This window comes from Microbispora siamensis, assembly GCF_016863095.1.
Classification (GTDB): Bacteria; Actinomycetota; Actinomycetes; order Streptosporangiales; family Streptosporangiaceae; genus Microbispora; species Microbispora siamensis.
This window is the reverse complement of sequence record NZ_BOOF01000062.1, coordinates 40,517-53,610: the sequence shown is the minus strand read 5'-3', so window position 1 is coordinate 53,610 and position 13,094 is coordinate 40,517. Positions and strand designations below refer to the sequence as shown.

General features: G+C 72.4%; 14 protein-coding genes. 9 read left to right on the top strand and 5 right to left on the bottom strand.

Features of this window, described 5'->3' with window-relative positions:
- The 3 genes from Msi02_RS38470 to Msi02_RS38460 all read left to right on the top strand — a co-directional run.
- The coding region (locus tag Msi02_RS38470) for a nucleotide disphospho-sugar-binding domain-containing protein (protein WP_275414214.1) at positions 1-290 on the top strand (290 nt) is incomplete at its 5' end.
- Complete coding sequence (locus Msi02_RS38465) at positions 287-1,690, top strand: NAD(P)/FAD-dependent oxidoreductase (protein WP_204052691.1); 1,404 nt, start codon at positions 287-289, stop codon at positions 1,688-1,690. The genes Msi02_RS38470 and Msi02_RS38465, both read left to right, overlap by 4 nt.
- A gap of 10 nt (positions 1,691-1,700) precedes the next feature.
- Positions 1,701-3,098, top strand: coding sequence for an aldehyde dehydrogenase family protein (locus Msi02_RS38460; RefSeq protein WP_204052690.1), 1,398 nt, complete (start codon positions 1,701-1,703; stop codon positions 3,096-3,098).
- A 15-nt stretch (positions 3,099-3,113) separates the two neighbouring features.
- Here Msi02_RS38460 and Msi02_RS38455 read toward each other — a convergent pair whose 3' ends face one another.
- Together Msi02_RS38455 and Msi02_RS38450 are read right to left on the bottom strand one after the other, a co-directional pair.
- Positions 3,114-3,794, bottom strand: a complete 681-nt coding sequence (locus Msi02_RS38455) for a DNA alkylation repair protein (protein WP_204052689.1) — start codon at positions 3,792-3,794, stop codon at positions 3,114-3,116.
- Positions 3,791-4,471: a TetR/AcrR family transcriptional regulator gene (locus Msi02_RS38450; protein WP_079319830.1), complete on the bottom strand. Its 681-nt coding sequence runs from the start codon at positions 4,469-4,471 to the stop codon at positions 3,791-3,793. Before Msi02_RS38450 ends, Msi02_RS38455 begins: the two co-directional genes overlap by 4 nt.
- A gap of 86 nt (positions 4,472-4,557) precedes the next feature.
- Here Msi02_RS38450 and Msi02_RS38445 point away from each other — a divergent pair, with 86 nt between their 5' ends.
- The 3 genes from Msi02_RS38445 to Msi02_RS38435 all read left to right on the top strand — a co-directional run bounded on the left by Msi02_RS38445 (position 4,558) and on the right by Msi02_RS38435 (position 8,367).
- Complete coding sequence (locus tag Msi02_RS38445) at positions 4,558-5,934, top strand: alkaline phosphatase D family protein (protein ID WP_204052688.1); 1,377 nt, start codon at positions 4,558-4,560, stop codon at positions 5,932-5,934.
- A gap of 74 nt (positions 5,935-6,008) precedes the next feature.
- Positions 6,009-7,496 carry a glycoside hydrolase family 3 protein gene (locus Msi02_RS38440; RefSeq protein ID WP_204052687.1) on the top strand — a complete coding sequence of 496 codons (1,488 nt, stop codon included), beginning with the start codon at positions 6,009-6,011 and terminating at the stop codon, positions 7,494-7,496.
- Positions 7,497-7,542: 46 nt separating this feature from the next.
- Positions 7,543-8,367, top strand: coding sequence for an ATP-grasp domain-containing protein (locus Msi02_RS38435; RefSeq protein WP_204052686.1), 825 nt, complete (start codon positions 7,543-7,545; stop codon positions 8,365-8,367).
- On the opposite strand, the gene Msi02_RS38430 is transcribed toward Msi02_RS38435, so the two are convergent.
- Genes Msi02_RS38430 through Msi02_RS38420 form a run of 3 tightly spaced genes read right to left on the bottom strand, consistent with a single transcriptional unit; the run spans position 8,357 to position 10,196 of the window.
- Positions 8,357-8,848 (bottom strand): TIGR00725 family protein, encoded by a 492-nt coding sequence (locus Msi02_RS38430; RefSeq protein ID WP_204052685.1) that lies wholly within the window; start codon positions 8,846-8,848, stop codon positions 8,357-8,359. The two genes, Msi02_RS38435 and Msi02_RS38430, sit on opposite strands and share 11 nt — an antisense overlap.
- 26 nt (positions 8,849-8,874) lie before the next feature.
- A complete protein-coding gene (locus Msi02_RS38425) occupies positions 8,875-9,630 on the bottom strand; it encodes an SDR family oxidoreductase (RefSeq protein ID WP_204052684.1) in 756 nt (251 codons plus the stop codon).
- Between the two features lie 32 nt (positions 9,631-9,662).
- Positions 9,663-10,196: a flavin reductase family protein gene (locus Msi02_RS38420; protein WP_204052683.1), complete on the bottom strand. Its 534-nt coding sequence runs from the start codon at positions 10,194-10,196 to the stop codon at positions 9,663-9,665.
- A gap of 525 nt (positions 10,197-10,721) precedes the next feature.
- Here Msi02_RS38420 and Msi02_RS38415 point away from each other — a divergent pair.
- The 3 genes from Msi02_RS38415 (at position 10,722) to Msi02_RS38405 (ending at position 13,085) form a co-directional block, all read left to right on the top strand.
- Positions 10,722-11,474 (top strand): GntR family transcriptional regulator, encoded by a 753-nt coding sequence (locus Msi02_RS38415; RefSeq protein ID WP_030510734.1) that lies wholly within the window; start codon positions 10,722-10,724, stop codon positions 11,472-11,474.
- 216 nt (positions 11,475-11,690) lie between these two features.
- Positions 11,691-12,353, top strand: a complete 663-nt coding sequence (locus Msi02_RS38410; RefSeq protein WP_204052682.1) for a GNAT family N-acetyltransferase — start codon at positions 11,691-11,693, stop codon at positions 12,351-12,353.
- Positions 12,354-12,404: 51 nt separating this feature from the next.
- Positions 12,405-13,085 carry a copper homeostasis protein CutC gene (locus Msi02_RS38405; RefSeq protein WP_079319836.1) on the top strand — a complete coding sequence of 227 codons (681 nt, stop codon included), beginning with the start codon at positions 12,405-12,407 and terminating at the stop codon, positions 13,083-13,085.
- The last annotated feature ends 9 nt before the right edge of the window (positions 13,086-13,094 follow it).

Below are 13,094 nucleotides of genomic sequence, written 5' to 3'. Positions count from 1 at the left end.
CGCACGGCGGCAACAACACGACGACCGAGGCGTTCCACTTCGGCAAGCCCATGATCGTCATGCCGCTGTTCTGGGACCAGTACGACAACGCCCAGCGCGTGCACGAGACCGGGTACGGCGTCCGCCTGGACACCTACGGATTCGCCGACGAGGAGCTGACCGGGGCCATCGAGAGGCTGCTCGGCGACCAGGACCTGCGCGACCGGCTCGCGGCGGCCGGCGAGGAGATCCGCCGCCGTGACGGCCTGCGCGTGGCCGCGGACGTCATCGAGAACATCGCGGCCAAATGACCAAGGGCAGCCGTCTGATCGAGGACGCCGCTCCACGGGTCTTCTGGACCGACCGGCCCGGGGCGCCCGGCCCGTACGAGCCCCTGCACGGCCGCACCACGGCGGACCTGCTGGTGGTCGGCGGCGGTTTCACCGGACTGTGGGCCGCCGTGCTGGCCAAGGAGGAGAACCCGGCCTGCGACGTCGTCCTCGTGGAGGCGCGGTCGATCGCGTACGGCGCGAGCGGCCGCAACGGCGGGTTCGTCTCCGACTCCCTGACCCACGGGCTCGCCCAGGGGACGCGCCTGTGGCCGTCGGAGAACGCCGCCCTGCTCGCGCTGGGGCGGGCGAACCTCGCGGCCATCGCCCGCTTCGCCGACGACCACGACATCGACGCCGACCTCCGCCTGGTCGGCAAGACCACGGTCGCGGTGGCGCCCCACCAGGTGGAGGAGCTGAGGCGGGCCGAGAAGCTGCACCGCGAGCACGGCGAGGACGCGGTGTTCCTCGGCCGCGACGAGATGCGCGCGGACGTCGACTCGCCCACCTATCTCGCGGGGCTGCGCCTGCGCGGCACCGGCGGCGTCCTCGACCCCGCCGGGCTCGCGTGGGGCCTGGCCCGCGTCGCGGCGCGGCTCGGGGTGCGCATCCACGAGGGCACCGAGGTCACCACGCTGACCCGGACGCGAACCGGCGTGGAGGCCGGGACGAGAGGCCACGGCTTGGTGAGCGGCGCGGTGAGCGCCGGGCAGGTGCTGCTGGCCACCAACGCCTTCCCCTCCCCCCTGCGCAGGCTGGGCCTGTTCGTGCTGCCGGTCTGGGACTACGTGCTCGTCACCGAGCCGCTGTCGCCCGAGCAGCGGGCGTCGCTCCGGTGGCCGGAGGGCCAGGGACTGACCGACGCGGGCAACCGGTTCCACTACTACCGGCTCACCCGCGACGATCGCATCCTGTGGGGCGGGTACGACGCGATCTACAACTTCGGCGGCGGCGGCTCCGAGCAGCGCGACGCCACGCACGAGCGGCTCGCGCGGCACTTCTTCGCGACGTTCCCGCAGCTGCGCGGCCTGCGCTTCACGCACAGGTGGGGCGGGATGATCGACTCGACCAGCCGGTTCACCCCGTTCTTCGGCACGGCGATGGGCGGGCGGCTGGCCTACGCCCTCGGATACACCGGCCTCGGCGTCGGCGCATCCAGGTTCGGCGCGCTGACCGGCCTCGACCTGCTGGCCCGGCGGTCCACCGCGCGGACGCGGCTGGGCATGGTCCGCCGCCACCCGGTGCCGTTCCCGCCCGAGCCGCTGCGCTGGCCTGTGGTGCAGCTCACCCGCCGCGAACTCGCCCGCGCCGACCAGAACGAGGGCCGCAGAGGGCCCTGGCTGCGGTCACTCGACCGTTTCGGCATCGGCTTCGACAGTTGAGGACGACCTCATGACGACATTGATCAATCCCGCCGACGCCCGGGTCATCGAGGAGGTGCCCGACACCCCGCTCGACGGGGTGGCGCGGGCCGTCCGCGGAGCCCGGGAGGCCTTCGAGCAGTGGCGCGAGACGACGCCGGGGGAGCGGGCGCGGGTGCTGCTGCGCCTGGCGGACCTCGTCGAGCGGGACGCCGCGGAGCTGACCCGGCTGGAGGTCGAGGAGACCGGCAAGCCCGCCGCCGTGTTCCGGGACGGCGAGCTGACCTTCGCCGCCGACAACCTCCGGTTCTTCGCCGGCGCGGCCAGGTCCCTGGACGGCACGGGCGCCGGCGTGTTCAGCGCCGGATACACGTCGGTGCTGATCAGGCGGCCGATCGGGGTCGTGGGGGCGATCGCGCCGTGGAACTTCCCCCTCATCATGGCGGTCTGGAAGATCGGCCCGGCCGTCGCCGCGGGGAACGCCGTCGTGATCAAGCCGGCTCCCCGGACGCCCCGCACCACGCTGCGGCTCGCCGAGCTGTTCGCCGAGGCCGGGGCCCCGGAGGGCCTCGTACGGGTGGTGACCGGCGGCGCGGACGTGGGGCGGGCCCTGGTGACCGACCCCGGCGTGGACATGGTCAGCGTCACCGGGTCCACCGCCACCGGCCGCGAGGTCATGCGCGGCGCGGTGGACGGCCTCAAGCGGGTCCATCTGGAGCTGGGCGGCAAGGCGCCCGCGCTCGTGTTCGCCGACGCCTCGCTTGAGGACATGGCGGCCGGGGTGGTCATGGGCGCCACCTACAACACCGGCCAGGACTGCACGGCCGCGACGAGGGTGTACGTCGAGAGGTCGCGGTACGCCGAGGCGGTCGAGGCGCTGCGGGAGGCCGTCGCCCGCGTCCGGCCCGGCGACCCCTGGGCGCCGGACGCCGACATCGGCCCGCTGATCAGCGCCGAGCACCGGGAGCGGGTGCACGGCTTCGTGACCAGGGCGTCCGGCCGCGTCGTCCACGGGGGCGCGCCGATCGACGGCCCCGGCTTCCACTACGCGCCGACGCTGATCGCCGACGCCGACCCGGCGAGCGAGATCGTGCGGAGCGAGGTCTTCGGCCCGGTGCTGGTGGCGATGCCGTTCGACGGCGAGGACGAGGCGGTGCGGCTCGCCAACGCCACGCCGTACGGGCTGGCCTCGTCGGTGTGGTCCACGGACGTGGCCCGCGCCCTGCGCGTTTCCCACCGGCTGGACGTGGGCGTGACCTGGGTGAACGACCACCTGCCGATCGCCTCGGAGGCGCCGCACGGAGGCGTGAAGGGCAGCGGGTTCGGCAAGGACATGAGCCAGGAGGCCGTGCTGGAGTACTCGGTCACCCGGCACCTCATGATCAAGCACGCGGCCCCGCAGGCGCGCGACTCGTTCCGCCCCGCCTGACCAGCCCCGCCTGCTCTACGCGTCAGGGATGTTGCGCAGCGCCTCGCGGCGGCTCAGCCCGCTGATGCCCTGGTGCTTCACGTAGCGGAGCACCTCCTGCGGGTTGGTCTTCGCGTACTCCCGCAGCGCCCAGCCGATCGCCTTACGGGCGAAGAAGTCGGTGTCCGACAGGCTCGGCTCGATGCAGGCGTAGAGCAGGTGGACGTCGGTCCGATCCTTGAACGAGTTCTGGCACAGGATGGCGGTGCGCCGCTTCCACAGGTCGGGGTCGTGCGCCCACTCCAGCACCAGGCGGCGCATGCTCTCGGGGTACAGGCGCAGCAGCGTGCCGATCCGGTGCACGGCGATGTCGTCGACCAGATCCCACCAGGCCCCGGTGACGACCATCTCCTCGTACATGGGGATGGTGTAGAGCGTCTGCCAGGACCGGTAGAAGCGGTGCGCGGACAGCTCGATGGCGGCGTAGCGCTCCTCGCGGTATTCCGCCTCGCGCCACAGCGCCAGCACCGCCCTGCGCCACTCGGGGGCGCTGTCCAGCCGGTGCTCGGCGAAGACCTTGCGCAGCGCGGCCCGCCGCGGCACGGCCGTCACCCCGAGGAACGGCATCTCCGACTTCATGTACGACCGCATGGAGGCGGCGCGCGCGGGGTCGGCGAGCTCGGTCAGCGCGTGCCGTACGGCCTTGAGTAGCGTCATGACGGCTGGCTCGCCCGCTCGCCGGTCGCCAGGCCGTCGAACAGCAGCTTGACGAAGTGGTCGGCCAGGGCGTCGGTGTCGAGCCTGCCGCCCGGGCGGAACCAGCGCACGGTCACCCAGATCGTGTCGCGGATCATCCGGTAGGTGAGCTTGGGATCGACGTCGGGGCGGAACTGGCCGGCGGCCTGGCCGCTCGTGATCTGCTCCACCCACATGCGCTCGACCTCGTCCTCGGCCCGCACCAGGTAGTCGAACCGGTCGCCGGGCAGCGAGCGCAGGTAGTTCCAGTCGTTCTGCATGACCGTGATGGCCGCCCGGTGGTCCTCCAGCGTGCCGAAGCCGATGCGGACCATCTCCGCCAGGACAGAACGCGGGTCGGCGTGCGTGGTCAGCGCCGCGCGGTAGCGGGTGATCAGATCCTCGAGGAAGGTGCGCAGCACCTCGTCGACGATCGTCTCCTTGGAGTCGAAGTGGTGGTAGAGGCTCCCGGAGAGGATGCCGGCCTCAAGCGCGATCTCCCGCACCGTGGTGGCCTGGAAGCCCTTGCGCGCGAACAACTCGGCGGCGAGCTTGACGAGGTGGTCGCGCCGTTCGGACGCCGAACCGGCCGTCCCCCGCTTCGCCTTGACCGGCGCGGCCGTGCCGCCGGAGTCCTTACGCTGGTTCACGGCTCCCATTATGGCCGTCGAGCAAGAGCTTGTTCACATTCTCGCCTCGGCCGACCTCCCCGCACGACCGGGATCTGTAGGGCAGGATCGAACCCATGGCGAAAATGGGGTATCCGTTCACCTTGGGGGTGGCGTCAGGAGAGCCGTTATCCGACGGCGTGATCCTGTGGACCCGTCTGGCCCCCGAGCCGCTGCATCCGACACAGCCCGGCGGCATGCCCAGCCGGGCGATGACCGTACGGTGGGAGCTCGCCGAGGACGAGGGGTTCACGAAGGTCCTCCAGTCGGGCACGGCCCCCGCGCAGCCGGACTGGGCGCACAGCGTGCACGTACGGGTGACCGGGCTGCGGCCCGCGGCCGACTACTTCTACCGCTTCTCCATCGAGGGCCACGTCAGCCCGGTGGGCCGCACCAGGACCGCGCCCGGCCCGGATTCGACCGCCCCCGTCCGGTTCTGTTTCGTCTCCTGCCAGCGCTACGAGCACGGCTACTTCACCGCGCTGCGCCACCTCGCCGGCGAGCGGCCCGACCTGGTCCTCCACCTCGGCGACTACATCTACGAGTACGGCAAGCCGAAGAACCCCAAGCCGGGCCGCTGGGTGCGCCCGCTGGAGTCGACGGCCGAGTGCACGACACTGGGCGCCTACCGCGACCGCTACGCCCGCTACAAGATGGACCCGGACCTGCAGGCAGCCCACGCCGCCGCGCCGTGGATCGCGATCCCCGACGACCACGAGGTCCGCGACAACTGGGCGGGCGCGCTGCCCGGTGACGGCGGCAGCCCCGCCGCCTTCCTCAAGCGCAGGGCCGCCGCGTTCAAGGCGTACTACGAGCACCAGCCGCTGCGCGTCCGCCCGTCCGGGTCCGGCCTGCAGAACTACCGCCGGCGGCCGTACGGCCGGGTGGCCGACTTCCTGCTCGCCGACACGCGGCAGTATCGCGAGGGGCGCGACATGCTCGGCGCCGAGCAGGAGAAGTGGCTGACCGACCGGCTGCATGGATCGACGGCCCGGTGGAAGGTGCTCGCCCAGGCGGTGTTCTTCTCCCAGCGCAGGTTCCCGCTCGAACCCGTCAGCGCCGACGCCTGGGACGGCTACCCCGACTCGCGCGCCCGCGTGCTCGCCGCCGCCCCCGACGGGCTGGTCGTGCTGAGCGGCGACGTGCACAGCGCGTACGCCTCCGACGTGCGCGCCGACTGGGCGGATCCGGCCTCCCGCGCCCTCGGGGTCGAGTTCGTCGGGCCGTCGGTGACGAGCATGCCGGGCGTCACCGACGCGAGCGCGATCCTGGAGCTGAACCCGCACATCGCGTTCTTCGACAGCCGCCACGGCTACGTGTCCTGCGTGGCCGACATGGAGAACTTCCGGGCGGACTACCGGGCCGTGGCCTTCGTGGACCGTCCCGGCGCGCCGCTGACCACGATCGCCGGCTTCGAGGTGAAGGAGAACAGGCTCCACCGCGTCGATGTGTGACCTTCCCTCTAGCAAATAGGAAACTTTCCTATTAGATTGCGGGGCATGCCTGAGCGATGCCCTGCGGGCGCAGCATGAAGCGAAGCCCTGACCTGCTCCGTCTGGCCGACACGGTCCTGTTGCCCGGCTTCACCGGGACCACCGCCCCCGACTGGGTGCGGCGGCGGCTCGCCGGCGGGCTCGCCGGTGTGGTGCTGTTCTCCCGGAACGTCGACACCCCGGCCCAGCTCGCCGCACTCACCTCGGCCCTGCGCGCGGAGAATCCGGAGATCCTGATCGGCATCGACGAGGAAGCCGGGGAGGTGACGAGGCTTGAGGCCCGTACGGGCAGCTCACGGCCGGGCAACTACGCCCTGGGCGTCGTGGACGACGTGGAGCTGACCGAGCGGGTGGCCCGCGACATCGGGTGGGACCTGCGGGCGGCGGGGGTGAACATCGACTTCGCCCCGGCCGCAGACGTCAACTCCAACCCGGACAACCCGGTCATCGGCCTGCGGTCGTTCGGCGCCGATCCGCTGCTCGTCGCGCGGCACACGGCCGCCTGGATCCGCGGCCTGCAGTCCACCGGCGTGGCGGCCTGCGCCAAGCACTTCCCCGGGCACGGCGACACGTCGGTCGACTCCCACCACGGCGTCCCGCGCGTCACGGTCTCCCGGGAGGAACTGGCCGAGGTCGAGCTGTGGCCGTTCCGGGTGGCCATCGCCGAGGGCGTGCGCTCGATCATGACCGGTCACCTGCTGGTCACGGCGTACGACGAGGACCTGCCGGCGACGCTCAGCCCCCGCGTCCTCACCGGCCTGCTGCGCGAGGAGCTGGGCTTCGAGGGCCTGATCGTCACCGACGGCATCGAGATGGCCGCCGTCTCCGGCCGGTACGGCCTGGGCGGCGCGAGCGCGATGGCCGTGGCGGCGGGGGCCGACGCGGTCTGCGTGGGCGGGGAGAACGCCGACGAGGCGACCCACGAGCACATCCGCGACGCCGTCGCGGACGCGGTGACCGAGGGCAGGCTGTCGGAGGAGCGGCTCGCCGACGCGGCCGCGCGGGTGCGCGCCCTGACCGCCTGGCAGATGCAGGCCCCGCCCCTGGACGATCGCCAGGACGAGATCGGGCTGGTCGCCGCCCGCCGGGCCCTGCGGGTGACCCGGCACGGGGCGGACGGCGTGCTGCCGCTGGCCGCCGCCCCGCACGTGGTGGAGCTCGCGCCGGAGACCAACCTCGCGATCGACAAGGGCATGCCGTGGGGCGCGGGGGAGCCGCTGAGCAAGCTGCTGCCCGGCACCACGGTCGCCCGGCTGCGGCAGCCGGACGTCCACAACGGCGTCGCCGGCACCGTGCTGAGCCAGGCCGCCGACCGGCCCCTCGTCATCGTGGTGCGGGACGCCCACCGCCACCCCTGGCAGACCGACCTGCTGGAGCGCCTGCTGGCCGCCCGGCCGGACGGCGTCGTGATCGAGATGGGGCTGCCGGGCCGTACGGACCTGGGGGCGGTCCACATCGCCACGCACGGCGCCGCCCGGGTCTGCGGCCAGGCGGCGGCCGAGGTGCTGGCCGGCCTCGCCTGACATCTCCCATAGCATTGGTCACTGCTGACATGCGAATGGGAGCGTCATGAAGGTCGCCTACGTCACCACGGACCATCCGGCCGCCGGGCAGGACGACGAGCGGGAGATCGTCCTCGCCGCCTGGCTCGGGGCCGGCATCGAGGGCTCGCCGGTGAGCTGGCACGACCCCCGCGTCGACTGGTCGGACTTCGACGCGGCGGTCGTCCGCTCCGCCTGGGACTACATCGAGCGTCGTGACGAGTTCGTCGCGTGGGCCCACCGGGTGGAGTCGGTGACGCGGCTGTTCAACCCGGCGTCGGTGATCGAATGGAACACCGACAAGACCTACCTGCGCACGCTCGGCGTGCCCACGGTTCCCACCCACTGGGCCGAATCCGGAACGGATCTGCCCGAATGGGACGAGTACGTGGTCAAGCCCGCCGTCTCCGCGGGGGCCCGGGACACCATCCGCACCAGGGACCGGGACGCCGCCGCGGGCCACGCGGCCGCGCTGCTCGCCGCGGGCCGCACGGTCATGGTGCAGCCGTACATCCCGTCCGTCGAGCAGGAGGGGGAGCTGTCGCTGCTGTACTTCGGCGGCCAGTTCAGCCACGCCGTACGGCGGCACCCGATGCTCACCGGCGTGGCGGAGACCGCGGAGAACCGCGCCACGCTGCGTGACCCGGACGACGATCAGTTCGCCCTCGCCGAGCGGGTCCTGGCCGCCGTGCCGGAGAACCTGCTGTACGCCCGGGTGGACCTGGTGCGGATGCCGGACGGCGAGCCGGTCCTGATCGAGCTGGAGCTCACCGAGCCCTACCTGTTCCTGCGGGACGAACTGGCCGCGCCCGACCTGTTCGCCGAGACGCTCGCCGAGATGCTCAAGGGCTGAGCGGGCGGGCCCGCTCGGCGGCGGCGAGCGCCAGCCGTACGGCGTCGGCCGGGCCGGCGGCGGCCACCGGACCGGGTACGGGACCTCCCTCGGCGTCGAGGACCCGCCACCCGCCGAGGGTGATGACCGGCGTGCCGGCCCGCTGGGCGAGGGCCAGCTCCGACAGCGTGCCCCAGGAGCCGCCCACGACGACGACCGCGTCGGCGGCCCGCACGATCAGCGCGTTGCGGGCCTCGCCGAGGCCGGTGGGAAGGGCCACGGTGAGGTCCGGGCTCGCCCCGGCGCGGTCCCGGCCGGACAGGACGCCGACCACGACGCCTCCGGCCTTTCGCGCGCCCGCCGCCGCGGCGGCCATCACCCCGCCGTACCCGCCGCACAGCACGACCGCGCCGCCCTCGGCCAGCAGGCGGCCCACGTCACGGGCCGCCTCGGCCTCCTGCGGGGTGCACTCGCCCGGCCCGCACACCGCCACCTGCCACATGCGCACCAGGCTATGCGGGGACGAGGCTAGGCGGAGATGCCGCCGTCCACCGGGATCACGGTGCCGGTCAGGTACGACCCGGCGCGTGAGGCGAGGAAAACGGCCGCGCCGGCCATGTCGTCGGGCCTGCCGATCCGGCCCAGCGGGACGTTGCTCTCGATCGCGCCGCGCATCTCGGGGTCGTCGAGCGCGAAGGCCATCATCTTCGACTCGAACGGCCCCGGCGCGATCGCGTTGACCGTGATCGACTCCCGGGCGAGCTGGCGGGCCAGGTGCCGGGTAAGCATGTGGACGCCCGCCTTGGCCGCCGAGTACGCGTAGTTCTCCATGAACGGCACCCGGAGCCCGTCGATCGACCCGATGTTGATCACACGTGCCGGGTCGTCAGGCGATGCGGCGGCGCGCAGCAGGGGCAGGAAGCGGCGGGTGAGGAAGAAGACGCCCTTGACGTTGATGTTCCAGAGCTTGTCGAAGGCGTGCTCCGGATACTCCTCCAGCGGCGCGCCCCAGCTCGCCCCCGCGTTGTTGACGAGCACGTCGAGCCGGCTCTCCCGCTCCGACACCGCCTGCGCCAGCGCCTCGACGCCGTCGGGGGTGGACAGGTCCGCCTGTACGGCGTGGCAGCCCAGCTCGGCGGCCGTCGCCTCCAGCTCGTCCTTCTTCCGTGAGGAGATGTAGACGACGGCGCCCGCGTCGCGGAACCCGCGCGCGATCATCTTCCCGATGCCCCGGGACCCGCCCGTGACGACGACCGTCTTGCCTTCCACCGAGAACAGAGTCATGCGGGCAGCATACCGACCGGTCGGTTCCCGCGTCAGGGAGTGAAGCTCCCGTACGCGCCGCGGAAGAACACCAGCGGGCCGCCGTCGTCGTACCGGTCGAGCCCGGTGACCCGGGCGACGACGATCACGTGGTCGCCGGCCGGATGCTCCCGGTCCACCGTGCAGTCGATCCAGGCGAGCGCGCCGTCCAGCACGGGCGCGCCGCCGGGGGACAGGGCCCACGACAGGCCGGAGAACTTGTCCCCGCCCTTCGCGGCGAGCCGCTCGCACACCTGCTCCTGGTGGTCGGCGAGCACGTTGACGCACAGGGTCGTCGCGGCCTTGAGGCGCGGCCAGCTCGTGCTGGCCCGCGAGACGCAGAACGACACCAGCGGCGGATCGAGGCTCACGGACGTGAAGGAGTTGACCGCCAGGCCGCTCGGCTCCCCGGTCTCCGGGTCGATCGCGGTGACGGCCACGACGCCGGTGGCGTACCTGCCGAGGACGTTCCTGAAGTGCTGGGGATTGACGGCCGGAATCCTCCTGGTGCCGTCATGGCCGACCCTCCGGGCCACAGGGGTGCTCATCGCGCACGTGCCTCCTCAGTCGCCTCCCCATAAGTCAAGGAGGCCCGGAGTCGATGCATTCCCTGTGTGATTAACGGTGGCGCGTCCTGGCGGGCGTGGGGGACCCGCCAGGACGCGCTCCGCCCCGGCGCGAGACCTCGACCCCGGCGAGGGTTGGGGTCGAGATCTCGTTCAATCGCACGGAGTCCATGGGGAGCGGCCGACCGGCCGCTCGGGCGTGCGGTGGTACCGCGTGCTCGGGCATGTCACGCCGTTCCCGCACAAGGCGGTCATGTCGGTGGATACCGACAGCTCTGACATGTCGTTCCCGTCGCTCTGATAGGTCTGGGCTCTGGCAGGTCTGGGCTCGCGCCAGGGCGAGTTCGGCGTTCCCGCACCGACCGCCCTCACGGGCCCACCTCCATTGGATGGATTTGTACCAACGTTTGGATAATGCGCGGCTGGGTGGGCTCAGGTCAAGGGGTTGTTTCCCGGTAGACCGAGATCCTCTAGATTTGTTGGAACAAAAGGGTGGATTGAGGAAAGATGGCACGATCGTCGCTCTACCAGCAGGTGGCCGCTGAGGTACGCAGGGCCATCTACGCGGGCGAACTCGCGCCGGGCGACCAAATCCCGACCGAGGCCGACCTCATGGAGGCGCACGGCGTCAGCCGCAACACCGTACGGCTGGCCCTGGGCGAGCTGGAGAACGAGGGTCTCATCCTGCGGATGCGCCGGCGTGGAACGTTCGTACGCGAGCGCCGCCCCCTCCTCATGCGCCCCCAGGACGAGTTCCTCCCGTACGACCAGGAGGGGCGGCGGTTCGACACGTTCGTCCACGCGGTCCGCTCCGAGGGCCGTACGGCGGACCAGAGGATCGAGGTCTCGATCGTCGAGCCGCCCGAGGACGTGGCCACCCGCCTCGCCCTCGCCGACGGCGCGCTGGCCGTCGTGCGCCGCCGGCTGCGCTTCGTGGACGGCCAGCCGTACAACACCTTGGACTCCTACTTCCCCCTGGAGATCGTGGGGGACTCCGAGATCGCCCGGCCCGGCGACATCACGCGCGGGGCCAACCGGGTGCTGGAGGAGCTGGGCCATCTCCAGGTTCGCGTGATCGACGACCTGTCGGCCCGCATGCCGACCTCTGACGAGTCGTCGCGGCTCCAGCTCGAGCCCGGCACTCCGGTCGTCGTCCACACCAGGGTCGGCTACGACGCCGACGACACGCCCGTCCGCGTCGCCGTGTCCGTGCTGCCCGCAGACAAGCATCTGATCCGATACGAGCTGGAACGTCATTGACGAGGCCCGGACGCCCCCTCGCCTGAGCGGGCGTCCCCGGCCGCCGGGCCCTCCTCCGGAGGGCCGTTCCCGCGATTCCCGTCCTGACCCCGGCAGGGGACCGCGCCGCGCCCGCGCGCCCTAGCGGGGTCCGCCGTCTCCGGACGGACGCTGTACGGCATTCCGCCGTCACTCTCAGTGATCAAATCGCCGCCGTCGGCACGAAAGGAATCAGGCATGCCTGCGAACACCCTGGATCTTGTTACGGAACTCACGCTGCGTCGCGCCACCCCGGCCGACCTGCAGGGGGTCCTCGCCCTGCTGGCGCGCACCGCCGGGTGGCTGAACGGCCTCGGCGTACGGCAGTGGCCCGCCGACGGCTTTCCGGCCGAGCGCATCGAACCACTGATCGCCGAGGGCGTCATGTACCTTCTGGACGCCGGCGAAAACGCCGGACGGGTGCCGGCCGCCACGATTGCGGTGGACGGCCATGCCGACCCGGAGTTCTGGACCCCCGCCGACCGCCCCGGCGACGCGCTCTACGTGCACAAGCTCGCCGTGAGCAGGACCTACTCGGGCCAGGGCCTGGGGGAGACGCTGCTCGACTGGGCCGCCCTGCGGGCCGCCGCGCACGACCGGCCGTACCTGCGGCTGGACTGCGCCAAGGACAACGCCCGGCTGCAGTCGTACTACCGGAAGGCGGGCTTCCGGCACGTCCGCACCGTCGACCTGCCGCACCGAGCCTCAGGCGCGCTGTTCGAGCGGGACGCCTCCGCCGCGATCCCGGCCGCGTTGTCCTATCGCCGCACGCCGGCGGTGCCGGCCCAGCGCTCGGGACATGCGGCGCAAGCCAGGAGGGTTCTTGACATCACCGCGCACAACGAGTTGATCGAGTGCTGAACAGGGCGGATGCCGTGAGGCACCGCAAAGGGACCCGATACTGTTCACTTCATGACGGGATCCCTCCTTGAAGTGATCGCGCTCGACCTGCGTGACGCCGTGGCCGCCGAGGAGGGCGGAGCGGACCGCCTGGAGATCGTGTCCGACATGGACTCGGGCGGGCTCACCCCCTCGGCGGACCTCGTCGCGGCGATCGCGCGCGAGTGCGGGCTGCCGCAGATGGTCATGCTCCGCTGCAACGCCGGGTTCACCGTGACGTCGGAGGAGCTCGACCGGCTGCGCGGCCACGTCAAGGAACTCGCCGAGGCCGGCGCGGCGGGCTTCGTCTTCGGCTTCCTGTCCGAGGACGGGTCGGTCGACAGGGAGGCGACGGACGCGCTGATCCACGCGGTCTCGCCGCTGCCCTGGACCTTCCACCGCGCCGTGGACCACGCCGCCGACGTGCGGGCCGCCTGGCGCGCCGTACGGCTGCTGCCGAACCTGGCGACCGTCCTCACGTCGGGCTCGCCCGAGGGCGTCGGCAGCGGCCTCGGCGTGTTACGCGCGCGGGCCGAGGCGGGGGACGCCTCGCTCGTGCTCGCCGGCGGCGGCCTGCGCGAGGAGCACGTCCCGGTGCTGCTCGACTACGGCGTCCGCGCCTTCCACGTGGGCACCGCCGTGCGGGGCTCGTGGCGGGAGCCGGTGGACGCCGACCGGGTCAGGCGCTGGCGCCGCATCGTCGACCGGTTGTGACCGCCCGGC

Coding starts and splice junctions, on each gene's coding strand:
- Msi02_RS38450 (WP_079319830.1), bottom strand. CDS start 4,471: ATGGGAGCCGTGAACCAGCGTAAGGACTCCGGCGGCACGGCCGCGCCG.
- Msi02_RS38405 (WP_079319836.1), top strand. CDS start 12,405: ATGACGGGATCCCTCCTTGAAGTGATCGCGCTCGACCTGCGTGACGCC.
- Msi02_RS38455 (WP_204052689.1), bottom strand. CDS start 3,794: ATGACGCTACTCAAGGCCGTACGGCACGCGCTGACCGAGCTCGCCGAC.
- Msi02_RS38430 (WP_204052685.1), bottom strand. CDS start 8,848: ATGTGGCAGGTGGCGGTGTGCGGGCCGGGCGAGTGCACCCCGCAGGAG.
- Msi02_RS38410 (WP_204052682.1), top strand. CDS start 11,691: ATGCCTGCGAACACCCTGGATCTTGTTACGGAACTCACGCTGCGTCGC.
- Msi02_RS38435 (WP_204052686.1), top strand. CDS start 7,543: ATGAAGGTCGCCTACGTCACCACGGACCATCCGGCCGCCGGGCAGGAC.
- Msi02_RS38440 (WP_204052687.1), top strand. CDS start 6,009: ATGAAGCGAAGCCCTGACCTGCTCCGTCTGGCCGACACGGTCCTGTTG.
- Msi02_RS38425 (WP_204052684.1), bottom strand. CDS start 9,630: ATGACTCTGTTCTCGGTGGAAGGCAAGACGGTCGTCGTCACGGGCGGG.
- Msi02_RS38445 (WP_204052688.1), top strand. CDS start 4,558: ATGGCGAAAATGGGGTATCCGTTCACCTTGGGGGTGGCGTCAGGAGAG.
- Msi02_RS38420 (WP_204052683.1), bottom strand. CDS start 10,196: ATGAGCACCCCTGTGGCCCGGAGGGTCGGCCATGACGGCACCAGGAGG.
- Msi02_RS38460 (WP_204052690.1), top strand. CDS start 1,701: ATGACGACATTGATCAATCCCGCCGACGCCCGGGTCATCGAGGAGGTG.
- Msi02_RS38415 (WP_030510734.1), top strand. CDS start 10,722: ATGGCACGATCGTCGCTCTACCAGCAGGTGGCCGCTGAGGTACGCAGG.
- Msi02_RS38465 (WP_204052691.1), top strand. CDS start 287: ATGACCAAGGGCAGCCGTCTGATCGAGGACGCCGCTCCACGGGTCTTC.